The sequence below is a fragment of the Thermogemmatispora tikiterensis genome (assembly GCF_003268475.1).
Classification (GTDB): domain Bacteria; phylum Chloroflexota; class Ktedonobacteria; order Ktedonobacterales; family Ktedonobacteraceae; genus Thermogemmatispora; species Thermogemmatispora tikiterensis.
The window spans coordinates 1,062,591-1,085,077 of the sequence record NZ_MCIF01000002.1 but is presented as its reverse complement, the minus strand read 5'-3'; the positions used below and the strand labels follow the sequence as shown (position 1 = coordinate 1,085,077).

18 protein-coding genes and 2 pseudogenes are annotated in these 22,487 nt (G+C 60.2%); 7 read left to right on the top strand and 13 right to left on the bottom strand.

Features of this window, described 5'->3' with window-relative positions; all coding sequences use genetic code 11:
* Positions 1 to 4: 4 nt before the first annotated feature.
* Genes menB through A4R35_RS04465 form a run of 4 tightly spaced genes read right to left on the bottom strand, consistent with a single transcriptional unit; the run spans position 5 to position 4,828 of the window.
* Complete coding sequence (gene menB, locus A4R35_RS04480) at positions 5 to 823, bottom strand: 1,4-dihydroxy-2-naphthoyl-CoA synthase (protein WP_112426935.1); 819 nt, start codon at positions 821 to 823, stop codon at positions 5 to 7.
* Between the two features lie 36 nt (positions 824 to 859).
* Positions 860 to 1,750 (bottom strand): 2-succinyl-6-hydroxy-2,4-cyclohexadiene-1-carboxylate synthase, encoded by an 891-nt coding sequence (menH, locus tag A4R35_RS04475; protein ID WP_112426933.1) that lies wholly within the window; start codon positions 1,748 to 1,750, stop codon positions 860 to 862.
* Positions 1,750 to 3,591, bottom strand: coding sequence for a 2-succinyl-5-enolpyruvyl-6-hydroxy-3-cyclohexene-1-carboxylic-acid synthase (gene menD, locus A4R35_RS04470; protein ID WP_112426931.1), 1,842 nt, complete (start codon positions 3,589 to 3,591; stop codon positions 1,750 to 1,752). The genes menH and menD overlap by 1 nt, the downstream gene beginning before the upstream one ends.
* Positions 3,572 to 4,828, bottom strand: coding sequence for an isochorismate synthase (locus A4R35_RS04465; RefSeq protein ID WP_189361323.1), 1,257 nt, complete (start codon positions 4,826 to 4,828; stop codon positions 3,572 to 3,574). Before A4R35_RS04465 ends, menD begins: the two co-directional genes overlap by 20 nt.
* Before the next feature lie 807 nt (positions 4,829 to 5,635).
* Here A4R35_RS04465 and A4R35_RS04460 point away from each other — a divergent pair.
* A complete protein-coding gene (locus A4R35_RS04460; RefSeq protein ID WP_189361321.1) occupies positions 5,636 to 6,451 on the top strand; it encodes a class I SAM-dependent methyltransferase in 816 nt (271 codons plus the stop codon).
* A gap of 190 nt (positions 6,452 to 6,641) precedes the next feature.
* Positions 6,642 to 8,069 (top strand): mercuric reductase, encoded by a 1,428-nt coding sequence (locus A4R35_RS04455; RefSeq protein ID WP_112426925.1) that lies wholly within the window; start codon positions 6,642 to 6,644, stop codon positions 8,067 to 8,069.
* Between the two features lie 95 nt (positions 8,070 to 8,164).
* Here A4R35_RS04455 and A4R35_RS04450 read toward each other — a convergent pair.
* A pseudogene (locus A4R35_RS04450) lies at positions 8,165 to 8,659 on the bottom strand (VWA domain-containing protein); the annotation flags it as partial.
* Between the two features lie 94 nt (positions 8,660 to 8,753).
* On the opposite strand from A4R35_RS04450, the gene A4R35_RS04445 reads away from it, so the two are divergent.
* A complete protein-coding gene (locus A4R35_RS04445) occupies positions 8,754 to 9,308 on the top strand; it encodes a hypothetical protein (RefSeq protein WP_223258195.1) in 555 nt (184 codons plus the stop codon).
* A 216-nt stretch (positions 9,309 to 9,524) separates the two neighbouring features.
* Here A4R35_RS04445 and A4R35_RS25235 read toward each other — a convergent pair whose 3' ends face one another.
* Positions 9,525 to 9,782 carry an SWIM zinc finger family protein gene (locus tag A4R35_RS25235; RefSeq protein ID WP_112426919.1) on the bottom strand — a complete coding sequence of 86 codons (258 nt, stop codon included), beginning with the start codon at positions 9,780 to 9,782 and terminating at the stop codon, positions 9,525 to 9,527.
* A gap of 311 nt (positions 9,783 to 10,093) precedes the next feature.
* On the opposite strand from A4R35_RS25235, the gene A4R35_RS04435 reads away from it, so the two are divergent.
* Positions 10,094 to 10,495, top strand: coding sequence for an Hsp20/alpha crystallin family protein (locus A4R35_RS04435; RefSeq protein WP_189361319.1), 402 nt, complete (start codon positions 10,094 to 10,096; stop codon positions 10,493 to 10,495).
* Between the two features lie 235 nt (positions 10,496 to 10,730).
* Positions 10,731 to 11,612 carry a class I SAM-dependent methyltransferase gene (locus A4R35_RS04430; RefSeq protein WP_112426915.1) on the top strand — a complete coding sequence of 294 codons (882 nt, stop codon included), beginning with the start codon at positions 10,731 to 10,733 and terminating at the stop codon, positions 11,610 to 11,612.
* 136 nt (positions 11,613 to 11,748) lie between these two features.
* Here A4R35_RS04430 and A4R35_RS04425 read toward each other — a convergent pair whose 3' ends face one another.
* From A4R35_RS04425 to A4R35_RS04400, 7 genes and pseudogenes are all read right to left on the bottom strand, one after another.
* Positions 11,749 to 12,294 carry a phosphoribosyltransferase gene (locus tag A4R35_RS04425; protein ID WP_112426913.1) on the bottom strand — a complete coding sequence of 182 codons (546 nt, stop codon included), beginning with the start codon at positions 12,292 to 12,294 and terminating at the stop codon, positions 11,749 to 11,751.
* Between the two features lie 239 nt (positions 12,295 to 12,533).
* Positions 12,534 to 13,253: an ABC transporter ATP-binding protein gene (locus A4R35_RS04420; protein WP_189361317.1), complete on the bottom strand. Its 720-nt coding sequence runs from the start codon at positions 13,251 to 13,253 to the stop codon at positions 12,534 to 12,536.
* Between the two features lie 72 nt (positions 13,254 to 13,325).
* The gene (locus A4R35_RS25450; protein WP_449649512.1) at positions 13,326 to 13,517 is read right to left on the bottom strand and encodes an ABC transporter ATP-binding protein C-terminal domain-containing protein; all 192 of its coding nucleotides are present in this window, start codon (positions 13,515 to 13,517) and stop codon (positions 13,326 to 13,328) included.
* 108 nt (positions 13,518 to 13,625) lie between these two features.
* Positions 13,626 to 14,207 (bottom strand): annotated as a pseudogene (locus A4R35_RS04415) (ABC transporter ATP-binding protein); the annotation flags it as partial.
* A gap of 88 nt (positions 14,208 to 14,295) precedes the next feature.
* The gene (locus tag A4R35_RS04410) at positions 14,296 to 16,293 is read right to left on the bottom strand and encodes an ABC transporter permease subunit (protein ID WP_112426909.1); all 1,998 of its coding nucleotides are present in this window, start codon (positions 16,291 to 16,293) and stop codon (positions 14,296 to 14,298) included.
* A 46-nt stretch (positions 16,294 to 16,339) separates the two neighbouring features.
* Positions 16,340 to 17,293: a branched-chain amino acid ABC transporter permease gene (locus A4R35_RS04405; protein WP_112426907.1), complete on the bottom strand. Its 954-nt coding sequence runs from the start codon at positions 17,291 to 17,293 to the stop codon at positions 16,340 to 16,342.
* Positions 17,294 to 17,653: 360 nt separating this feature from the next.
* Positions 17,654 to 18,976 (bottom strand): branched-chain amino acid ABC transporter substrate-binding protein, encoded by a 1,323-nt coding sequence (locus A4R35_RS04400; protein ID WP_112426905.1) that lies wholly within the window; start codon positions 18,974 to 18,976, stop codon positions 17,654 to 17,656.
* A 562-nt stretch (positions 18,977 to 19,538) separates the two neighbouring features.
* Between A4R35_RS04400 and A4R35_RS04395 the strand changes: the two genes are divergently transcribed.
* The gene (locus A4R35_RS04395) at positions 19,539 to 20,603 is read left to right on the top strand and encodes a sugar phosphate isomerase/epimerase family protein (RefSeq protein ID WP_223258194.1); all 1,065 of its coding nucleotides are present in this window, start codon (positions 19,539 to 19,541) and stop codon (positions 20,601 to 20,603) included.
* Positions 20,604 to 20,804: 201 nt separating this feature from the next.
* Positions 20,805 to 22,352 carry a xylulokinase gene (gene xylB, locus A4R35_RS04390; protein WP_112426903.1) on the top strand — a complete coding sequence of 516 codons (1,548 nt, stop codon included), beginning with the start codon at positions 20,805 to 20,807 and terminating at the stop codon, positions 22,350 to 22,352.
* Positions 22,353 to 22,487 lie beyond the last annotated feature (135 nt).

The window sequence follows — 22,487 nt, the reverse complement described above, 5'->3', positions numbered from 1 at the left end:
CCGGCTAGGGGAGGCGTGGGAACTTGGAGAAATTCGGCTTGCGCTTCTCCAGGAAGGCGTTGCGTCCCTCTTTGCCCTCCTCAGTCATATAGAAGAGCATGGTCGCATTGCCTGCCAGGTCCTGCAGACCAGCCAGGCCGTCGGTATCGGCGTTGAAAGCTGCCTTGAGGAAGCGCAGCGCTGTGGGACTCTTCTCCAGCAGCTCTTTTGCCCACTTAATGGTCTCCTCCTCCAGCTGTTCCAGCGGCACTACCTTATTGACCAGTCCCATCTCGTAGGCTTCCTGGGCTGTATACTGGCGGCACAGATACCAGATCTCGCGTGCCTTCTTATGGCCGACGATCCGCGCCAGCATGGTCGCACCCCAACCGGCATCGAAGCTGCCCACGCGCGGCCCTGCCTGACCAAAGCGCGCATTGTCGGCGGCGATTGTCAGATCGCAGAGCACATGCAGCACATGGCCGCCACCGATGGCGTAGCCGGCCACCATTGCAATGACGGGCTTGGGTAGATACTTGATTACCTTCTGGAGATCGAGGGCGTTGAGGCGGGGTACGCCGGTCTGATCAACATAGCCACCCTCGCCGCGCACGCGCTGGTCGCCGCCGGAGCAGAAGGCCTTTGTACCAGCGCCCGTCAGAATCACCACCCCAATCTCGGGGTCCTCGCGGCAGCGATTAAAGGCGTCGATCAATTCGCTCAGGGTTTCCGGGCGAAAAGCGTTATGCACTTCCGGGCGATTGATTGTGATCTTGCCGATACCCTCGGCCTTCTCGAAAATAATATCTTGATAATCGCAGACCTTTTGCCAGTTGACAGGCATAGCTTGGTAGTATTCCCCTTTCTCCGTTGATCATAATTACTGCCCTGATGTGGCGTCAGGACTCTGCCCGCGCAAGGGCACCAGATTGGCACAAAACGAGAGAACCAGCCCGGCGAAGCGCGCTGGTTGCTCCAGATGGACCGTGTGACCGGCGTCTGGCACGATAGCTAAGGTGGCTCTGGGCAGAAGGCGAGCCATCTCCTTGCCGATGGCGCAAAACTTCTTGTCCAGGGCCCCGCAGATCAGCAAGACCGGCAGCGATAGCTCCGGCAGCCGTGCATGCAGCGGGGGCTGCACTCCCGTGCCTACGCCGCGCAGGCTGCCAGCCAGACCCTGCGGGCGATTGGTCAAGCGCTGGGCGCGCAGAGCAGCCCGGCGTTCCTCCGGCAACCGCTGGTGGCTGGCAAAGAGCGGCAGCTGCTCCCAGCGTGCGACAAAGGCAGCTATCCCTTCGCGCTCGATGCTGGCGGCCAGCTCCTCGTCCTGGCGTTGGCGGGCTGCGCGCTCCCGCGGGTCGGCGATGCCGGGGGAGGCGCTTTCCAGGATGAGGGCGCGGAAGAAGCCGGAGAAGGCACAGTAGAGCGCGATGCGTCCACCCAGCGAGTAGCCGAGGAGAATGGCCTCGGCGGGGGCAATCCCGAGCTGCCGCAAAGCTGCCAGCAGATCGGCCTGGCAGTGCTCCATGCTGTAGCGCTCGGGAGCCGCGGGGGCCTCTGAGAGGCCGTGGCCATGTAGGTCAAAAGCGATGACCCTGAGACCCGCACTGGCAAACTCCTCAAGTAAAGAGCCCCAGCTAAGGGCGCTGCCGGTGAAACCGTGTAGCAGGATCAACGTCGGCTGATCTCGCCGGTCCGTCGGGCAAGCCTGGAGCAGACTGAGCTGCAGCCCGTTGACCTGGAGAAGAAGACGCTCAACCTGTACCTTCATTATACTTCCTCGCTGGCCTCTCGATGCAATGCCTGATCCACTGCTCGCCAGAGCTGGCGATGAAGCTCTACATTGCTCGCTCGCTCTGTGACGACCTCGATCACCTGGAGTCCGCCCTGACTCAGCCCTTCCCGGCAGGCGCTGCGAAACTCCTCCCAGGAGCTGATGCGACGGAATCGCCCTCTGTACATCTCTACGGCGGGAGCGAAGTTTAAGCCGGTGGGCGTTCCAAAAAGCTGCTCGAAGTGCTCCGGGTAGGCTGCCTGGGGGAGGAACGAGAAGATCCCGCCGCCATCGTTATTGATCAGAATGACCAGCAAGGGCAACTGATGCAGATGGGCGGCTATCAGGCCGTTGAGATCGTGGAGAAAAGCCAGGTCGCCGATGACCAGCACCACGGGCGCCGGGTCAGCCAGGGCCTGCTGAGCGGCGCTAACCCCGAGGGCACTGGAGAGGACGCCATCGATCCCATTGGCCCCGCGGTTGCCCAGGCAGCGAATGGGGCGTTCGCTCCAGAAGAAGGTATCCAGGTCACGAACGGGCATGCTATTGCCCACATAGAGCGTGCTGCCGTCGGGCAGCAGTTCGGCCAGCTCGCTAAAGACCCGCCCCTCGAACAGTTGACTGAATGTCTCCATTGTACGGCGCAGGGCCTGCTGCGTCAGCCGCTCGGCCTGCTGCCAGCGCTCCAGCCAAGGCTCGTGATGCTCCTCAGCGTCGCTAGTCTCAGCCAGAGCCTCGATCAGCTGCTCGCAGACGGCCACAGGATCGGCATGGAGCATTTCGCTGGCGAGCTGCGTCGGCTCCTCCCAGCCGCCAGCGCCATCGACCACCAGCAGAGGCCGATCGCCATAGCGCTGCAGATAGAGCAAGAGCGGCTTAGAGGTAGGTATTGCGCCGAAGCGCAGCACCAGATCGGGGGCGGCACTGGCGACAAAGCGCTCGCTGCGCAGGAAAGCGTCGTAGCTGCGCAGAACTGGGCCAGGGGACTGCCCACTGCTGCGTACCTGCGAGAGCGGATCAGCCAGCAACGGGTAGCCGCAGCGCTCGGCTAGTCGTTGCAGTACCGGGGCCAGACGCGGCTCGCTCTGCGGTCCGACGATAATCAGGCCGCGACGATACTGGCGCAGCAGGGCTGCCAGACGGGCCACCGTTGCCACGGGCAGGCCGGCACCTTCTGCCTCTGTGACCCGCACATAGGGAGCCTGCTCGGCCCGTCCCGCCCAGGCGAGCGGCTCGCGCTCGGTGGCTGGAGGGAGCAGCTGCGGCTGTGGCTCGGGCGTCAGTGGCTCGCGGAAAGGCAGGTTGAGATGGACCGGACCGGCAGGTCTGGCGCGCGCCAGGGCCACGGCGCGATTGGCCAGCGTGCGGATATAGCGCAGGGCTGTCGTTGTGGCCTCGGGCAGGGCCACGTCCATAAACCATTTCACATAGACGCCATAGAGGCGGTTCTGATCGATGGTCTGGGGGGCCCCGCAGTCGCGCAGCTCGTGAGGGCGATCAGCGGTCAGGACGATCAGTGGCACGCGCGTCAGCTTGGCCTCGATAATGGCCGGAAAAAAGTTTGCTGCCGCTGTGCCCGAGGTACACAGCAAGGCTACGGGTGAGGCCAGCCGCTTGGCCATGCCGAGGGCAAAGAAGGCTGCTGCGCGCTCATCGAGGTGCATCCAGACGCGCAGGCCCTTTTCCTCTGCGCAGGCCAGCGCGAGCGGTGTTGAGCGCGAGCCAGGGCAGATTACCACATGGGCAATACCTGCCCGCCGCAGCTCGGAGACAAAGGCCCCAACATAAGCGTAGAGTGGATTGGGTGGTGTCGATCTATCAGAAGCTGTTCTCGTCATCGTCTTCTTCCACTCCCAGCGCCCCTAGCATGGCGCGAAATTTCCAGCGGGTCTCAGCATACTCGCTGGCCGGATCAGAATCGGCTACAATCCCGCCGCCGGCGAAGAGCGTCGCCTCATGGCCCCGAAGGAGGGCTGAGCGCAGGGCCACAGCGAAGGACCCGTTACCGGCGGCATCCACCCAACCAATAGGAGCCGCATACCAGCCGCGGTCAAGCTGCTCACCGGCGCGAATCGCTGCCAGTGCAGCGGCACGCGGAAAGCCGCCGACCGCCGGCGTGGGGTGTAGCTCTTCCAGTGCCTCCAATATGGACCGGCCAGGCTGCAATCTGCCGGTAATGCGCGTCTCCAGATGCTGAATATTCTTCAGACGACGCAGGTGCGGCTCGGGATCGCTGTGAATCTCTGTACACAGGCTGGCGAGAGCTTGTCGGAGCACCTCCACTACGATCTGATGTTCGCGCTGGTTCTTGCTGCTGCCCAGCAACTCGCAGGCTCGCTGCTCATCCTCGTGGAGGGTGCGACCACGGGGTGCGGAACCAGCCAGGGCCATAGTCTCTAGCGCCCCTCCCTGAGCCTGCACGAGACGTTCGGGCGTCGCTCCCAGAAAGCAGCTTCCGGCGCGGCTGAAGGCGAAGAGGTAGGCCTCCTGGTACCCCTCGCGTAGACGCCAGAGAGCTGGCTCTGGCTCAAAGCTCCTATCCTGGCGGAGCAGACGGACTGCCCGGGCGAGCACCACCTTTTCGTAGGCGCCACGGCGGATCTGACGGACGGCCTGAGCAACCTGTTCCATCCAGGCTGCTGGCGGCAGCAACGACTCAAGGTGCAGAGAGGACGGCGTTGTGACAGCAGGCATAGCAGGAGGGACATCAGGGGGACTGCTCAGTGCCTGGGCCAGGACTTCCAATTGCGCGACGATATCGTCTCCTAGCTGGAGTGGGTCCCTGTCTGCTGCGACCAGTACGTTGAGCGTTAAGGTAGGTTCAGGGGCCGCAAAGGTAAACAGGAAAGCGGGAAGCATCAGTAGCCCATCGGGGAATCCCTCCCAGAGCGCTGAGCGCGGCTGCTCTGGATCGAAAGCGAAGCCGCCGAACAGCAGGGGCGGCTTGTGAGCTGCGAGGGCTGGCCTCGCCGCAACCAGGGCCTCTGCGATCAGGTGTTGCCAGGCCCCTGCCAACTGGCGGAAGCGTTCCGGCCCCTGGGCCTCCAGCGTGGCTACGCTACCTAGACCAACCATAATCCGTTGCCCTCCTGGCTCTTGCCAGTAGAAACGTTCTGTGAAACCAAGCGATGGCCCAATGGCGAAGCAAAGCAGAGGATCAAACCCGGCTGAAGCTGCTGCGGTTGATTGCTCTATCCCGTTGGCGTCCTCACCCGCTGGGAGCTGATGGGCTATGGAAAAAGACCAAAGGTGCCTGGCAAGCGTAAGAGGGCCGCTAACGCTCACAAGTGTGGGGCGCCTGGTGCGCAGAGCGCGCTCGCGGGCCTCCGTCAGCAGAGGAAGCAAGTGCTGTCGCTGCCAAGGGAAAAATGCAGGCTCTGACTCTGTACTCTTGCCCAGAGTGCTGCTAAAGGCATTCCTCATCAATTCAGAATCATTCCTATCCAGCAGAAGTAGTGGCGTAGTCGCCCGCTTCATGACTTGGGAGCACAGGAGGCTGATCACGGCGCGAAGGCCGGAGCGACAAGCTAAAGGCCGCCCTGCTGAAGCGAGCGGCCCTCGATCTGAAAGCACTGCCTTGTAGTATTATAGTGCGCGCTGGCTATCCTGACCAGGAGAGAACCCACGGCATGCCGCGAGTTTCCCCGCGCTGAGGTGAGGCCACTGGCTGATGCTGACGGGAGCCAGCCAGCATCAATGCTCTTGACGCCCTTCCTTTATTGGGCTACCCTTGAGCGCGAAGATGTGCGAGCAGCTACCTCAAGCCAGGCAGCTATCAAGGCCCCTGGCCGTATGATGCGCACACATCAGACGTGGGCCTATATTGCTCAGGAATCCTCATCTGGTTGTTGCTTTCATCACCGTGTAGAGGCAGGTTCGGCCATGCTCAATGATTCTCACCGGGGCCAGCAGGCCCGACCTGATGTAGATGATGTCTATCTGTTGCCTCGTACAGCCAGCGAGCAGGATCGCCTGGAATTTCAGCACTATATCCTCTACCGCCTCCTGGGTACCCATTTCCTGGCTCCGGTCGAGCGTCCGCGCGTCATTCTGGATGTAGGGACGGGCACCGGGATCTGGGCGAAAGAGGCAGCACGGCGCTGGAGGGAGGCCGCTGTCCTGACGATTGACAGCAACCTGACCCTCTTGCGCCGGCTGCCGCCCAATTGCCAGGTGATGCGGGCCAGCCTGCTTGAAGGGCTACCGCTGGACGATGGCGTGAGCGACTATACCCACCAGCGTTTTCTGGCAGAGGCCATTCCTCTGGGGGCCTGGGACCAGGTACTCAAAGAATTGAGGCGCGTGACGGCCATTGCCGGCTGGATCGAATTTGTCGAACTGAGCGATCACTGTTTGAACCCCGGTCCCCGAACCTTACTGATGCTGCACTGGCTGAATCGACTCTTCCTCTGCCGGGACATTCAGCTCGCGCTGGCCCTGGAGCTGCCTGAACGCCTTAAGAGGCTTGGCCTGGTGCCACAGGTGCGAGAAATTGTAGTACCCCTCTGGGGACCACACATCGGGAAACTCTGCTGCTGCGATGTGCTTCAGGCCCTGCGCCATCTGCTGCCGGCGCTTGTAGACCATCTTGGATTGACTCCCCAGGAAATAACGCAGCTCCTCAGCGAGCTGCCGACGGAATGGAAACGTTACAAAACAAGCTGGCTCTGCATAGCTATCTGGACGCAGGTGCTCTAAGTCTATCTCGCTGATCCCGCCTGTGCTGCTCCTGTTAAGGCGGGCTGGTTTCCTGCTGAGGGAGATACATCAGCTGACACGATGTTCCGTCGCCATGCGTGTTGGCTGTAGTATCGGGGCACAGCAGAGGAAACAGGGCGAGCTGACTAATGGACAGGCTTGCAAAAGCAAAAGAAAGAGAGCAGCAGCAATGACCAGCACTGAAGCGTCTCTGGCAGTCTATGATGCCATCATTATCGGCGCCGGGCAGGGAGGTGGCCCCCTGGCCACAGCCCTGGCCCAGGCCGGGCGCAAGACGGCCCTGATCGAGCGTGAGCACGTTGGCGGCACCTGTATCAACACGGGCTGCACTCCCACCAAAACCATGATAGCCAGTGCACGCGTCGCCTATCTGGTTCGTCGGGCCGCCAGCTATGGGGTGCGCCTTCCTGGAGGCGAGGCGCCGGTAGAGATGGGGGTGGTGCGTCAGCGCAAGCGGGCCATTGTTGAGAGTTTCCGTCAGGGAAGCGAGCGTCGGCTCAAAGAAGTAGAGGGTCTCGACCTGCTCAGGGGCGAAGCCCGCTTCGTCTCACCCAAGGAGCTAGAAGTGAGGCTGGCCGATGGCGCGCTCCGCCATCTGCGCGCTGAAGTCATTGTCATCGACGTCGGAGCCAGACCAGCCCGACCAAAGCTGGCGGGCTTGGAGACGGTGCCCGCCTTAGACTCGACCTCCATTATGGAGCTGGATAGCCTCCCGCCTCATCTCCTCGTCATCGGCGGGGGCTATGTGGGCCTCGAATTTGGCCAGATGTTTCGTCGCTTTGGCAGCCGTGTCACGCTTGTCCATCGTGGCAAGCGCCTGCTGGCTCATGAGGATGACGATGTAGCCGAGGCAGTAGCTCATATTCTGCGCGAAGATGGCATCGAGCTGCTGATGGAGAGCCTTCCCCAGCAGATAGAGCAGCTCCCCGATGGTCAGCTTCGCCTGAGCGTGACTACTCCCCAGGGCGAGCGCCAGGTCAGCGCCTCTCATCTCCTGCTGGCGGCTGGGCGCCAACCCAATACCGACACCCTGAATCTGGAAGCCTGCGGCGTGCGTACCGACGAGCGCGGGCGCATCCTGGTCAACGAACACCTCGAAACTGATGTAGCAGGCATCTATGCCATCGGCGACGCCCGTGTTGGCCCTGCCTTTACCCACATCTCTTACGATGACTTCCGCCTCCTGCGCACCAATCTGCTGGAAGGGGGCCGGGCGAGCACCCGCGACCGTCTGGTACCCTACACCATCTTCATTGATCCCCAGCTCGGGCGCATTGGCCTGACAGAAGCCGAGGCGCGAGCAGATGGGCGGCGCATTCGCGTGGCCCGCTTGCCTATGAGCGCAGTTGCGCGCGCGCTCGAAGTGGATGAGGCCCGTGGCTTCATGAAAGCTATCGTCGATGCCGACAACGGGCGGATTCTAGGGGCGGCTATTCTCGGCATAGAGGGCGGCGAAATCATGGCCATGCTAGAGATCGCCATGCTCGGCAAACTGCCCTACACGGTCCTGCGCGATGCTATCTTTGCTCATCCTACTTTAGCCGAAGCTCTCAACAATCTCTTTAGCTCCTTGGCCGATGAAACAGGGACTCTGTAATGGTTCCCCGCTCCCGGATAGGGCAAGCGGCATGGCGAGCAGAAGATAGTCGTCCCTTGCTCGCCATGCGGGAGTCCGGTGCCGCCTGAGCGTTCTCAGGACTGGCTGGGACGGGCAGCGACAATGTCGTGCTGGGCGGCCCACATGTTCAGGTCACGACGCTGCAGGGCGGCGGCCATCAGCTCGGGAAAGAGCTCTGGCGTGCAGGAGAAGATGGGGAGGCCCAGGGCGGCCAGACGCCCCGCCAGCAAGCAGACGAACTGGACGCCGCTGTCTACCAGTGCCGCAGCGCGCCTGAGCATCTGCTCGGTGTTCCCCCCTTCGTAGAGATCCGTGATCAGTACCAGGACCGTCTCACGTGGACGCGTGATAATCTGCTGGCAATAGGCCAGGGCGCGGTTGATGTCAGTGCCGCCACCGAGCTGAGCACCGAAAAGCAGAGCGACCGCATCTTGCAGGTGCTCACTGAGGTCGACCATCGCGGTATCGAAGACAACCATGCGTGTCGAAATGGCTCGCAGCGAGGCCAGGACTGCCCCGAAGATCGAAGCGTAGACGACTGAGGAGGCCATCGAGCCACTCTGGTCGACTCTGTCCTGTCCGTCGGACGACTGGCACAGAAGGAGGAAGACCATCATAGCCAAGCTGTCTTGTTCCACAGGGTCCCCTGATCCCCAACAGCCCTTGAATGCTCTCCTGTTTGCCGACCGCGCGGGGTCCCCGTACGCCGTCGATCCGACTGCCGTAGCCGCGTCTGCCCCTGCTGTCGGGACGGCGGCGGTCTCTCCCGTCCCCTCCCCGCATTGGGCGATGACGCTGCCCGCCTCCTGGACGGCTCCACTGGAAGTGGTGCATGTCCCCTTCATCGAGGTGCATCATCCCGTCTTCGTGGACGGCTATCGCACCGGCATCCGGGCGTACTTCGAACTGGTCTGGGATGAGCAGCAGGATCGCCTGGGACGGCAGCTCTCCGATGAGGACGTCATGGCCGAAGTGGAACAGACCCTTCGCGAGGCTGAATGGAAGGCTGCGGCGCAGACCCCTGCCGCCGAGCGGGCCCGGTGGCTGGCCTGGGCCGCGGGCTATCTGGCGGGTTTCCTCTCGGCGCGCCTTCCCTCGACCCTGCCACTCTACGGCAATTGTTACCGCTGCTATCAGCCTCTGCGTGCCTGTGGCCATTGCCCCCGCTGTGAAACCTGTCCCTGTCCACACCCGGACAGCACCCAGGCGGCCCACTAGTCAGTGAGGCGGCGCTGCCTGCTTCCAAGACCCGGCACAGCGCCTGCCCTGGGTCTGGGAAGCAGGCACCTGCCCCCAGCATATCCAGCCAGGAGGAGCCTGACACGACGATGGAGGTGCAGCGCACGATCCCGCTGGTATTGCCAGCCGGTGAGGACCTGCGTCAGACCCTGGCGGTCTTCCAGGCAGTGCAGCAGCAGCTCTCGGCCCCCTGCTTCAACGGAGGCCGGCCCCTCTCCGCGGTGGCGCGGCGACTGGCACAGTATCCGCGCTGGACGTTGCCAGATAGAGGAGCCCGATGCTATGCTTACAGGGGATCTTGCGACTGGGGCAGCTACAGGAGGTCTTCAGCGAGAGCTTATCGATGCAGACACGATAGAGAGCACTGCCTTGGTATTCTCCCCAGAAGGCCCGCTCATCCTGACCCAGAGTCTGCCAGTGCTTCTGGTTGGCCAGTTCCTGCCCCGCCTTCATCACCTGTCCGTCGAGAGCAGGATTTGCAAGAAACGCAGGTATTAATACTATCACCACTGTCTTGCCTCTCTGCTATCTTCATCTTCCTATGGAGGATATGAGAGAGATCCTGCTCTGTAGAAGGGTTCTTTTCGTTCTGCGTCAACATAGAAACAGACCAATGAGTGGGTGGTACGCCCGGCTTTCAGCAGAGCCTGACACTCTTGCTGGCTGCGTGTCGTGCCTCTTCTTAGAAGCAGAGAGAGTCAACCAGTAAAGCGATCGAACGGACTCAGCTGAGCATGTTTCTGAGCTTGGCAGGAGGATTGACTATGCAAGAGCGACGGAAGATCCACCACGTACCAGTTAAGATGTACAGGAGTAACGAGCGTCTAGTGGTAGCGGCTCCCATGCCAGGCATGGAGCCAGAAGACATTCACATTGAGTTACAAGAAGACGGGCGTCTGATCCTGCACGGAGATATGCGTGCTCTGCTTAAAGACGTCAAAGAGCTGCTGATCGATGAATGGAGCATCGGGGCCTATCATCGTGAGCTGCAGCTAGTGCAACCAGTCGATGGCGAGCGCGCTACCGTCACCTATGGAAACGGTGTTCTGGTCGTAGCCTTACCGCTGAGCGTCACCATGCGCCCGGCTCATCTCACCCTCTTGGCTCATGGTCAGGCACGTGGCCTGCATCAGGGCGGGGCTGGCCATCCCTCCGCCTGGACCTGAAGAACGCTGCCTCAGCGCAGGCGGCTCATGTCTGTCCTGGCCTTTTTTTCCCCCTGAGCGCTTCTGGCGGCGCTTGCCTTCGCTGCGGTAACATAGAGGAAGATCATTATTGGCTGTCTGTGGTCACCTTCCCGGAGATGGCTGATGGGCGATCTCTCTGGCGATCGTGCGCCGGCCTGGCTCCTGGAGAGTTACCGGTAAGTAGAGCAGCAAAGGACAAGGAGGAAGAAGCACCGTGGCTGCCGATTTCACCTCTTCCGCGGGGGAGAACCGCTATTTCATCGATATCGAGCAAGGAGCGGAGACTGCCCGGCTGCTTGAGCAGGAGCGGCTCTTTAGCGAAGCGATGGGGGGCTTATTACCCGAGCTAGATGATCTCAGTCAACTTCGGCGTGTGCTCGACATTGCCTGTGGCCCTGGAGGCTGGGCCCTGGAGCTAGCGGCGCGCTATCCTCACCTGGAGGTGGTGGGGATCGATATCAACCCGACCATGATCGATTATGCCCTCGCTACTGCCCGTGTGCGTGCACTGCCCAATGTCACCTTCGAAGTAGCCGATGCTCGCCAGCGCCTTCCCTTTCACGATGCCTCTTTTGATCTGGTCAATGCCCGACTGATTATGGCCTTTATGGATCAGCGGACCTGTCCTGCCCTTCTTGCGGAATGCCGGCGCCTGCTCCATCCCGGTGGCATCATCCGTCTCACCGAGATAGAAACGCCAGTGAGCAATAGCCCTGCTTATCAGCGCCTTTACAACTGCCTCAATCGCGCGCTGGCCCAGCAGAAACGGACCTTTTCCGTCGACGGCAACTCTACAGGGATCGTCTACATGCTGGCGCGTCTCCTGCGTGAAGCTGGCTTTGTCGACATCCAGCGCCGGGCCTTCTATTATGATGGTTCCTATGGTATGCCCATGCACGACAGTGGCTACAGAGATATGCAGGCCCTTTTTTGTCTGACCAAGCCCTTCTTGCTAGCTAGCGGTGTCATTGACGAGGCCGAATTTGAGCAGGTCTATCGGCAAATGCTGCAAGAAATGGCGGCAGAAGACTACACTATCGTGGGCTTTGGACTAACGGCCTGGGCTATCAATCCTGACGAGCCAACGAGCCATTGAGCTTGTGCGCCATCCAACGCCCGGCTGCTGCCTGGGGGGCCTGGAGACGAGTGGGATCATGATCATGGCTGACGGCACGCCTGAAAACTTCCCCGGCCAGGTCTCCTGCCTGGCCGGGGAGGCCAATGCCTCATTCTTAGGAATCGGCCTCTTGCTGGGCCTCAATGGCGCTGGCCATCTCTGGGTGGAGCTGCCAGCGACCATCTATCAGCACCTGCTGGTCCCAGGGAAAAATCACCAGCTCATCTGTCTGCAGCGCCACACACGTGGGCTGTGGCTTCGCCCAGCTATGGCTGACCAGAGCGGCGGTCACAACATGAAGCGCTCCGAGCGCGCGCGCCTGCTCCGCTACCAGCGCCAAAGTCTCCCCGCTATCGGCGATCTCATCGACAACAGCGAGACGCTTGCCGGAGACATCCGGGACCAGCGGTACGTGCCAGACCGGTGAAGGGAAACGCACCTCATCCTGAAGGCGTCGACTCACGCGCACTGGATACAGGTCAAGCCGCAGTGCGCAGGCTACTAACGTGGCTGGAAAGAGGCCAGCGCGAGCAATACCAACAACAGCCTCGATCTGCTCTCTGGCCAGGCTCTCACACAGCTTGCGTCCTAATGAAGCGATCTCCTCCCAGGATAAAAAGCGCACCCCGCGTCGATGGACATAATCGTAACTACGGATCATGAAATCCGATGACCTCCTTTTCTTCCCTGCTGGCTAGATAATCCGCAGTGCTCTGCTCCAAAGCTAACCTGCTCTCCTGAACAGGGGGGTAAACCATCAAGAGAAAAAAGCCTGCCAAGGCCCACGAGCGAACCGGCTGCGAGCTATGCGGGCCTTGGCAAGTCTTGATCCTTGGCTTGGCTGGCCGAGGCGAAGCGACGCAGGAGCAGTACAGGGAGGCCGGGTGGAATGCCAGCGACTCAAGAGCCGCCGAGGTAAGCCTGCCGCACCAGATCGTTCTCCAGCAGATTAGCGGCCGTATCGCTCAACACAATCTTCCCGGTCTGCAGTACATAGCCGCGGTCGGCCAGGCTCAGCGCCATCGAGGCATTCTGCTCCACCAGAAAGATCGTGACGCCCTCTGAACGAATGCGCACGATCGTCTCAAAGACCGTCTCCACCAGAAGAGGAGAGAGGCCCATTGACGGTTCATCCATGCACATCATCCGTGGACGTGACATCAAGGCGCGGGCCATAGCCAGCATCTGCTGTTCGCCGCCTGAGAGAGTTCCCGCTATCTGCTTCAGGCGCTCCTTAATACGTGGAAAGATCTGGCAGACGTGGTCGAGATCCTGCTCGATCTCAGCCTTGTTTGTGCGGGTATAAGCGCCCATCTGCAAATTTTCCAATACTGTCATGCGCGGGAAAATGCGGCGCGCTTCAGGGACCAGAGCCAGGCCCAGGCGGACAATATCGCTGGCGGGCCGGTTATCGATACGCTGTCCGTCGAAAATGATCCTCCCCCGACGCGGGCGGACCAGGCCGAAAATTGTCTTCATCGTAGTCGTCTTGCCGGCAGCATTAGCCCCCAGCAGGCAGACGATTTCGCCGCGGCGCACCTCCAGATTGATATCGTGGAGCACCTGGATGGGACCGTAGAACGTATCGACGTGCTCCAATTGTAGCATCACCTCGTTCATCGATCCCCTCCCACATAAGCGGCAGTCTGGTAGTCAACGAACAGCAGCATAGCCTTTGGCACAATCAGCGTCTCACTCATGGTGATTATTTGCCTCCCCCTCCGGCTGGGGCCGGAGTGCCACCTGCCATGTCTGGCGATCGGCGGTAGCCGCCTTGCCGAGATAGGCCGTAATCACCCGCTCATCGCGGCGGATCTCATCGGGCAGCCCCTCAGCAATCTTGCGTCCGTAGTCGAGCACGGCAATGCGGTCGGAAATGCCCATTGTCACCATCAGCTTATGCTCGATCAGCAAGATGGTCAGATGCAGCTCGTCGCGTAGACGGCGGATATAATGCACGGCTTCCATTGTCTCTGCCTCATTCATGCCCGCGGTCGGCTCATCGAGTAGTAACAGTTTAGGTTCCGAGGCCAGAGCGCGGGCGATCTCCACGCGGCGGCGATCGGCGTAGGAGAGATTAATCACATACTCGTCCTGGCGATCGACCAGGTGCTGACCGAAGAAACTGAGCAGCTCAATCGCACGTCGGCGAGCCTCCTCCTCCTCCTGTTTGACCCACGGGGGGCGGAAGACCGCGTCCAGGATTGAAGCTTTCAGGCGCAGATGCTCGCCCACCAGCACATTTTCTAGCACCGTCATATTATTGAACAGGCGGATGTTCTGAAATGTGCGCGCGAGGCCGCGCTGCACTACCTGGTGAGGGGAGGCCTTCTTCAGGGGCTGGCCCTCAAAGATGATCTCACCCGAAGTGGCCAGATAGATGCCGGTAATCAGGTTGAAAACCGTTGTTTTGCCCGCGCCATTCGGTCCGATAATACTCACAATTTCCTGCGGGTAGATAGCCAGGTCCACGTCTTGGACTGCAGCGAGGCCGCCGAAGTGCTTGGTCACCTTCTTCAGCTCTAGCAAAGGTTGGCGCGTGGACTGAGGGGCCTGCTCGTGCTCAGCAGTCATGATTGCAGCCTCCAGCTAGGAACAACCTCGATATTCGGTAGCATGGGTCTTCGCTCCGTTGCACTTCGTCACACATGCTGGCAGCTCTTTACTCAACGCGCATCTCTGACTCGAAGCCTGGGGCGCCTGGTGGAGTATCCAGCGAAGTAATCTCTACCCCTTCGGCCTCAGTGTGGTGCAGCTCATGACGTCGGCGCGTACTGGGGATCAGCCCCTCTGGCCGGAAGATCATGAGCACCACCAGGATGATCCCGAAAATCAGGTTACGGATATTGCTAAACGAGAAATTGGGGATCACCTGCAGGATGTGCGTATAGATCGGGTAGATGATGCTGCTAGGATCGTTCCCCAGGGCGTCGAGCTGGGGCAAGACCAGGACGTTGACGGCATAGACAGCCAGGGCACCCACTACCACGCCGGGGATACTTCCCAGGCCGCCGAGGACCACCATTGCCAGATAGATGACCGAGTCGCTGAAGCTAAAGTTGCCGGATGTTACCGTACTGAGCTTCGCTGCATAGTAAGCGCCGGCGATTCCGGAGAAGAAGGCACCTGCCGCGAAGGCGAGGAGCTTTGTCCGCGTCAAATTGATGCCCGAGGCGGCAGCGGCGATCTCATCCTCTCGCATCGCTATCCAGGCACGTCCAATGCGCGAATCGCGCAGGCGCAGATTCGCCAGCAACACGATGGCGATCAGCACCAGGATCAAGTAGTAGTACGGCTCCGAAGTCGAGACATTCCAGTGTACCCCAAAGAAGGCTGGAGAGTAGATACCCGTCAGGCCGTTGGTGCCATTGGTGTACTTATCCAGGTTCTGGACCACGATGGGGATGATCTCGCCGAAGCCGAGCGTCACGATTGCCAGGTAGTCGCCGCGCAGGCGTAAGGTGGGAGCGCCCAGCAAGACGCCCCAGAGAGCTGCAATCAGAGCAGCGACAATCAGCATTGGCCAGAAGAGCCAGGGCCAGATATCGGGATTGATGTGAATGCCTGTCAGGACTGTCAACTGGGGTGAGCCAACCATTGCCCAGGTGTAGGCCCCGATCACAAAGAAGGCCACATAGCCCAGGTCCAGCAGGCCAGCGAAGCCCACGACGATGTTCAAACCCAGAGCCAGAATCACATAGTAGCCGGCGTTACCGTAGTTGTCCAGACGAGAGTCCGTGCCCGGGCCGAAGAGGAAGGGGTCGATCATGGGGTAGAACACGAGCAGGGCGAGAAGCAACAGGAGGTAGAAATTGCGGGCGCCTGTGCTGCGCAGAGGGAGATCATTGGGGACCAGGTCGCGCGCCTCCTCGCGAGCGCGGGTTGCTGAGAGCAGGCGCAGTCGGCGTGTACTGACTGGCGCTCCGGCACGATCGCCGTTGCTGCCGTTGCCGTTAGCCGGCACGGCGTGGCGGATCGCCACCAGCCCGCCCAGACTTCCTAACAGCCAGCCAGCGACAGGCAGCAACACACTGCGCAACAGGATCCAGACCAGGAACACCAGTGAAGCCTGGCCGTACTGGCCGGTAAAGTAGAAGAGCAGGTCGACCAATAACCAGATCAGGGAGAAGGAAAGTGCGAACCAGAAACTGCCGAGGCGTGCGCGTGTCAGCAAAGTCGCGCGCATCTCAGCATCAAGCACTTTCAGGCTTGGCAGGGGAGGAAGGGGAGCAGGGGGACGGAAACGTCGAACGAGACGGCGCCCATAATAGTAGAAGGCCCAGACTACTACTGAGGCGGCCAGGCCCACAAAGAGGTTGGCGGTGATGTAGATCAAAAGGATCGGCACCACCGTGAAGAAGAACATTGAGATCCACAGATCCAGCAGACTCTGACGACCACTGTCGGCTGCCACCAGATAGCCTGTCAGCCCCGTGATGATGCCGTAAAAGAGCAGCATAAAGAGGCCGGCGGCAATCGCCGCAATTGAGAAGCTACCGGGGAAGAAGATTGCCAGCAGGGCTGCATTCAGAATCGCCTCACCACTCCAGACGAGCGTAAAGACGAGGACCGGCACCAAAAAAGCGATGACCCATTTGAGAAGCAGCCGGCGGGTCTCACCTGTCTGTGGCAGGATTTGGGAAGGGACCAACATAGCCATCGTGTTGTACCTCTTATAGCAACGTGCGCGTGCTCACGCTTCGCAGCTAGACCTTCTCTGCCAGTTGCTGCCCGAGGAGGCCTGTCGGACGGAAGACCAGAATCAGGATCAGGATAGCGAAGACCACGGCATCCTGCCAGGCAACGCCGCCGTGTGGTAGGCCGAAGGGAAGATCGCGATCGGGGATGTAGGTCACCAGGGCGCGGATCAGACCAATCACCAGACCGCCGAGCATAGCACCAACCAGATTGCCAATGCCTCCTAACACTGCGGCAGTAAAGGCGAACAACCCCAGCTCAAAGCCAATGTTGAAGACAGTATTGTTAGTCGAGAGCAGGAAGACAAAGCCTCCGGCTCCAGCAATACCAGCGCCGATCAGGAAGGTGATCGCAATTACACGGTCCACATTGACTCCCATGAGGGCTGCGGCCTCGCGATCTTGTGCCACAGCGCGCATGGCGCGCCCGATGCGGGTGCTGGTGACCAGCCACTGCAGGCCCACCATCAGCACCAGGGCCACGACCAGCACAATGATATCAGTATTTGTGATGTCGACCGAGCCGATGCTATAGTGGACCAGGGGAACCAGGTATGGCGCCGCAACAGGATTAGGGCCAATGATGGCCTTCGCAATATCCTCTAGTGCCAGCGAGACGCCAATGGCCGAGATCAGTGGGGCCAGGCGAGGGGCGTTGCGCAGCGGACGATAGGCTATACGCTCAATGAGCACACCGAGCAGAGCGCAGATGACGATAGATGCCAGACAAGTTACAACCAGCATGACAAGCATGCCGCCCAGTGACATCTTGGAAACATCGGTCAGGTGAAAGACGTTCGTCACCATAAACAGGCTTACCAGTGTGCCCATCATGAAAATATCGCCGTGGGCGAAGTTGATCAGCTCGATGATCCCGTAGACCATCGTGTAGCCCAGGGCGACCAGAGAATAGATCGACCCGATGACAAGCCCTTCGACGAGCAGTTGCAAAAACAGGGTCATAGAACCTGCACCTCACCTTTTGCCAGTTTATGATACCAGCATCTGACGGGTAGGGGCAAGGCAGGAGAAAGCAACGGTCAATGCTTGGGGCTGATGGGCTGATGGGCTAACGAGCTGCCTGACTGACTGGCTCTCTCCTGCCTTATCCAGAAAGGTCGGCTGAAGTGGGCGATGAGGACTATAGAAACAGCAACCACTGCAAGAGCAACAGGAGTCGCAGGGACACCAGCCTGGGGAGAATCTTCAGCCAACCGAGGACTGCAACAGCTACAGCAAGTAGGAGTCTGAAAGGCAGGCCAGTGAGAATCAGGACCGGCTAGACGGTGTAAACCTGACTGGCCTGCCTGCTCTTGAGCTGTGTTACTGGACGGTAACGACTTCCTTTGCCTCCAGATCTGGCTGACCGTTCACGTTGGCGACCTGATAGACCGTGAAGATCTTGTTGGTCGTATCACCGTTCTGGTCGAAGGAAATCTTGCCAGTGATACCGTTATACGTAATCGTCTTCAGAGCGTCGATGACCGCCTGGCGGAAGACCTGAGCCTGAGCCGCGTCGCTTGAATCCTTGGGCGTATGGGTCTTGGTCAGAGCCGTCTTGATGGCCTGAATCAGGATATTCATGGCATCGTAGGCGGCAGCGCTATAAGGACCCACATCGCCGTACTTCGCCGTGTAGTCCTTGATGAACTGCTGCGCGGCGGGGATCTTCGACACATCGGGGGCGGCCACTGTCATGTAGGCCTTACCGCCCGAATCGACGATCTGCTTGTAGAAATCCGAGCTACCAGTCAGACCATCGCCGCCCGCGAAGACTGCGTTCTTCAACGAGGGGATAGTCATCATCTGCTGCTGGATCAACTGCCCTCCGGTCGAGTAGTTACCGCCGAAGTAGATCACGTCGGGCTTGGAGGCTGCTGCTGCCGTCAGCAGATTCAAATAGGAAGTAGTACTCTTGACGCTGTGGCTCTTGCCATCGACCACCGTGCCGCCCAGCTTTGTCCACTCCTGGACAAAGTACTTAGCGAGGCCGGCGCCATAGGTCTCCGTATCATCGATGACGTAGGCTGTGCGCAGATGCAGCGTATTATACAGGTAGTCCGCCATTGCGGGTCCCTGATGGTCATCGGTGGCTGCGACGCGGAAGTAGGTCACCTTGCCTGTGGGGCGCAGCTTGGGAACCAGGTCATTTGCTCCGGTGCAGCCCACGTCGGCCCCTTCCTTGGTCAGGCAGGGGTTGGTATTCGCCGGGCTGATCATTGCCAGCGGGGCCTGATTAGCGATCGGCATCTCCGCCTGGGCCACATTACTGTTGAGTGGGCCAACCACGCCTGCCACCAGAGCATCGCCGACCAGGGCCTTCATGTTATTCGCGCCTTTCGTCGGATCGTGGACGCCCGAGGCACCAACATCGTCCTGGGGATCGAACTGCAGTGTATAGCCGGGGATCACATGGTTAGCATTGGCCTCATCAACGGCCAGGTGCGCTCCGTTCTCAGTCGATTTTCCAATACCAGCGTCCGCGCCGCTGACTGGAAAATCAGTGGCGACCTTGATGATGGTGGACCCCTGTGTTGTGCTGGTGCTCGTGCCTGTTGTCGTGCCGGCTCCGCAGGCTACCAGCATTACTACAAGCAAAGGTATACCCATCGTCATCGCCATGAAGCGTAACCAGTTTCTCTTCATGTGAAGAACAGCCTCCTTCGCAAATACCAGGTCTGCACCGCGCAAAGCGGGTGAAAGCAGGGCGGTGAGCGCAACTTTTTGGGGAGCGCACAAATTCACCCCCTACGAGTCATTACGCTATGGTCCTGGTAAAACCTCACACGGCCTTGCTTTCACCGTCCCACCATCCTTCTGCTGACGTGACCTGGATTTGCCACCAGCAGGATATGTGGCTTGCAAGATCAACCAGGCTGGTAGATGGGCTGATTATAAAGAACCCCGGTTTTCTCTGTCAATACCTTCTTTATGCTTCTCTTCTGGAACTTCTGTTTCACTCTGCTCTATCCTTCCCCAGCGCGCTTCGCTTGGCCAGGTTGATTAGCGGCTCCTTCCCTGCGTGCTGCTCTCCTCCCGCTCGGGGACAGAGCGACTCGCCTTGAGCAAGCCTTCCCATCGCCTTTTCAGGCCCCTCGGGTGTATACTTAAAGGTGGATCGGCGATTGCTTCCTGGGCAACGGGGGGCCAGACAGACACAACCGTACCGGGAGACAGTCCACCGGAATCTCATTCTAAGGAGGGAGCAGTGGAACATCAAGCCATCAAAAACAGCGTTGGGATTTGGGCCTTTGGCCCCAACGTCACGCGCTTTGTCCCGCCTGGCTACCATCCCGAGGTGGCTAATGAGGACATGGTCACGCGCACGAAGCGCGTGGTTGATGGACTGGCCGATCTGGTCGATGGCCTCGAATACCATTATCCCGGCGAGATCAATGAGGACACCGTCGAGGCCATCAAGGCCGCTCTGGGCCCGATGGATATCTATTGCATCGCCGCCGGCCTCCACACCGACCCCACCTACAAACTCGGTGCTTTCATTAACCCCGACCCGGTCCTGCGTCGTCGCGGCATCGAAACCCTCAAGCGGGGTGTCGATCTGGCCGCCGCCCTGGGCGCCAATTTCATTATCTGGCCCGGGGCCGAGGGCTACAACTATAACTTTCAGCGCGACTACGCCCACACCTGGAATCTCTTTGTCGAAGGGGTGGCCGAAGTTGTCGCTCATGCCGCTTCCAAGGGCGTCAAAGTCTTCCTGGAGCATAAGAATAGTGAACCAGCTATGAATATCCTGATGCGCAATATCGCTGCCTGCCTCTATACTATCGAGCGCATCGGGCGTCTGGGCGTCGATACTTCGCGGCTGCTGGTCAATATGGACTGGCAGCACCTGATCATGAACGGGGAAAACCTGGCGGAGTACGCCGCCCTCCTGCATGCTGAGGGGCGTCTGGGCCATCAGCATGCCAACTCTGGCTGGGGCACCTTTGACGACGATAACATGGTCGGCGCTTCTTTCTTTATGCAGACCCTGGAGCTGGCCATGACGCTACAGGATGTTGGCTATGGCCAGAATGGCGAGCGCATTGGCTATGATCTCTACCCCTATACCGAGGACCAGATCGCAGCGGTGCGTCGCTCAGTCCTCCAGTGGACCTTTATCAATGACCTGGCTCGCAGGATCGATCGTCAGGCTCTCGCCGAGGCGCGGGCACGGGCCGACGCTGTCGAGGGCTATCGCATCGTCTACGAGACGCTGGGTCTGGATCAGGCCTATATCGATGGCATTATTCAGCAGCGTAAGAAGCGCTGAGGACTACGAAACGGGCTGAAGCGTTACGGCAGAGGAGGGTCTTCGTCTTGTTGACCGCGCAGGGCAGGCCAGTCGTCAGGCAAGGCGCGGGCCTACTTGTGTCTGATTGCCTGTGATTGCCTGGCATGGGAGGCAGTCCCCGGTACGGCCAGCAGGCGCATGACCCTGCTCTGCTGATCTGTTTTTCCAGGATGCATGCCAATGGAAGCGCTACTTGGTATTGATCTGGGCACCACTGGCGTGAAAGCAGCTATCTTTGCTGCGGTGGATGGCCGTCCTCTGGCCTCGGCTTTTGTGGACTATCCGCTCTTTCATCCGCGTCCCGGTTGGGCCGAGCAGAATCCGGCTGACTGGTGGCAGGCAACGTTAAAAGCGATTCGCTCCTGTCTGGAGCAAGGGGCCAGGGTTGGGGTTCAGCCCTCTGCAGTGCGGGGGATTGGCCTCTCTGGCCAGATGCATGGCATCGTGCTGCTGGATGAAGCGGCCCAGGTAATTCGCCCTTGTATCATCTGGGCGGATCAGCGCAGCGAGCCGCAGTGTCGCTGGATGACCGGGCAAGTGGGGGCTGCGAGGCTGATCGAGCTGGTCTCTAATCCGGCGCTGCCGGGTTTCTCCGCGCCCAAGATTCTCTGGGTGCGCGAGCATGAGCCGGAACTGTTTGCGCGCGTTCGGACCGTGCTGCTGCCCAAGGACTATATCCGTTATCGCCTGACTGGAAGAATGGCGATGGAGATCTCCGATGCTGCCGGGACCTGTCTGCTGAATGTAGCTGAGGGCAACTGGTCGAGCGCCGTATTGGAAGCTATTGGGCTTGACCCTGCTCTGCTGCCGCCGGTGGTGCCAGCGGATGCCGTCGCCGGTACGATTACGGAGGAAGTGGCTGCTCTCACAGGTCTGCTCGCTGGTACTCCAGTAGCTGGCGGGGGAGCCGATAATGCCTGTGGGGCGGTAGGTAATGGCGTCGTGCGGCCTGGCCTTGCCCTGGTCTCGATCGGCACCAGTGGGGTGGTGCTAGCCCATGCTGAGGCCCCTCATGTCGATCGCTCAGGCCCGACACCTCGCATTCACACCTTTAATCATGCCGTGCCGCGAGCCTGGTATCTGATGGGGGTAACGCAGGGAGCGGGCCTCTCGTTGCGCTGGGTGCGCGACTATCTGGGACTGCCTGAGCGTGCTCTGGAGCGTTGGACTGATCTGGATGCCTATGAGCTGCTCACACGCGAAGCGGAGGGCGCTCCACCTGGCTGCGCGGGGCTACTTTTCCTGCCCTACCTGCAAGGGGAACGTACACCGCATCTGGATGCCTATGCCCGTGGCGGTTGGATCGGTCTGACTGCCGCTCATGATCGCCGCCATCTTATTCGAGCCGTCCTGGAGGGTGTGGCCTTTAGTCTCAAGGACTGCTTCACTATCATTACCGCTCAGGGATTGCAGCTAGAGCAGGTGCGGGCCACGGGTGGCGGAGCCAAGAGTCCTCTCTGGCGGCAAATCATTGCCGATATACTGGGTGTAGAGCTGGCCGTGACCAATGCCAGCGAGGGACCAGCCTTTGGAGCGGCCTTACTGGCGGGAGTGGCGGCTGGCCTCTATCCCTCGGTTGAGGCAGCCTGCGAGGCCACTGTCAGAGTGGTCGAAAACACAGCGCCCCGGCCCGAGCTGGTCACGCTCTATGCTCGCTTCTATGAGCAATATCGCGCTCTCTATCCTGCTCTCAGGACCGTCTTCCATGCCCTGGCTGGTCTCAGCTAGGTCCTGCCCTTCTAGCCCCTGCTCAAAGGCAGGCTGAACCTGGTCAGGCTGGCCGTGGGAGCAAGCATACAGGGAGCAAAAGGGAGGGGCGCGCCGGTGTCAAGGTCGGCAGTCGGGCCGTGACTGCCCTCTGGT

Coding starts and splice junctions, on each gene's coding strand:
- A4R35_RS04455 (WP_112426925.1), top strand. CDS start 6,642: ATGACCAGCACTGAAGCGTCTCTGGCAGTCTATGATGCCATCATTATC.
- A4R35_RS04465 (WP_189361323.1), bottom strand. CDS start 4,828: ATGGTTGGTCTAGGTAGCGTAGCCACGCTGGAGGCCCAGGGGCCGGAA.
- menB (WP_112426935.1), bottom strand. CDS start 823: ATGCCTGTCAACTGGCAAAAGGTCTGCGATTATCAAGATATTATTTTC.
- A4R35_RS25235 (WP_112426919.1), bottom strand. CDS start 9,782: ATGAAGGCGGGGCAGGAACTGGCCAACCAGAAGCACTGGCAGACTCTG.
- A4R35_RS04425 (WP_112426913.1), bottom strand. CDS start 12,294: ATGATCCGTAGTTACGATTATGTCCATCGACGCGGGGTGCGCTTTTTA.
- A4R35_RS04410 (WP_112426909.1), bottom strand. CDS start 16,293: ATGGCTATGTTGGTCCCTTCCCAAATCCTGCCACAGACAGGTGAGACC.
- menH (WP_112426933.1), bottom strand. CDS start 1,750: ATGAAGGTACAGGTTGAGCGTCTTCTTCTCCAGGTCAACGGGCTGCAG.
- A4R35_RS04400 (WP_112426905.1), bottom strand. CDS start 18,976: ATGAAGAGAAACTGGTTACGCTTCATGGCGATGACGATGGGTATACCT.
- A4R35_RS04435 (WP_189361319.1), top strand. CDS start 10,094: ATGCAAGAGCGACGGAAGATCCACCACGTACCAGTTAAGATGTACAGG.
- xylB (WP_112426903.1), top strand. CDS start 20,805: ATGGAAGCGCTACTTGGTATTGATCTGGGCACCACTGGCGTGAAAGCA.
- A4R35_RS04420 (WP_189361317.1), bottom strand. CDS start 13,253: ATGAACGAGGTGATGCTACAATTGGAGCACGTCGATACGTTCTACGGT.
- A4R35_RS25450 (WP_449649512.1), bottom strand. CDS start 13,517: ATGGGCATTTCCGACCGCATTGCCGTGCTCGACTACGGACGCAAGATT.
- menD (WP_112426931.1), bottom strand. CDS start 3,591: ATGACGAGAACAGCTTCTGATAGATCGACACCACCCAATCCACTCTAC.
- A4R35_RS04405 (WP_112426907.1), bottom strand. CDS start 17,293: ATGACCCTGTTTTTGCAACTGCTCGTCGAAGGGCTTGTCATCGGGTCG.
- A4R35_RS04460 (WP_189361321.1), top strand. CDS start 5,636: ATGCTCAATGATTCTCACCGGGGCCAGCAGGCCCGACCTGATGTAGAT.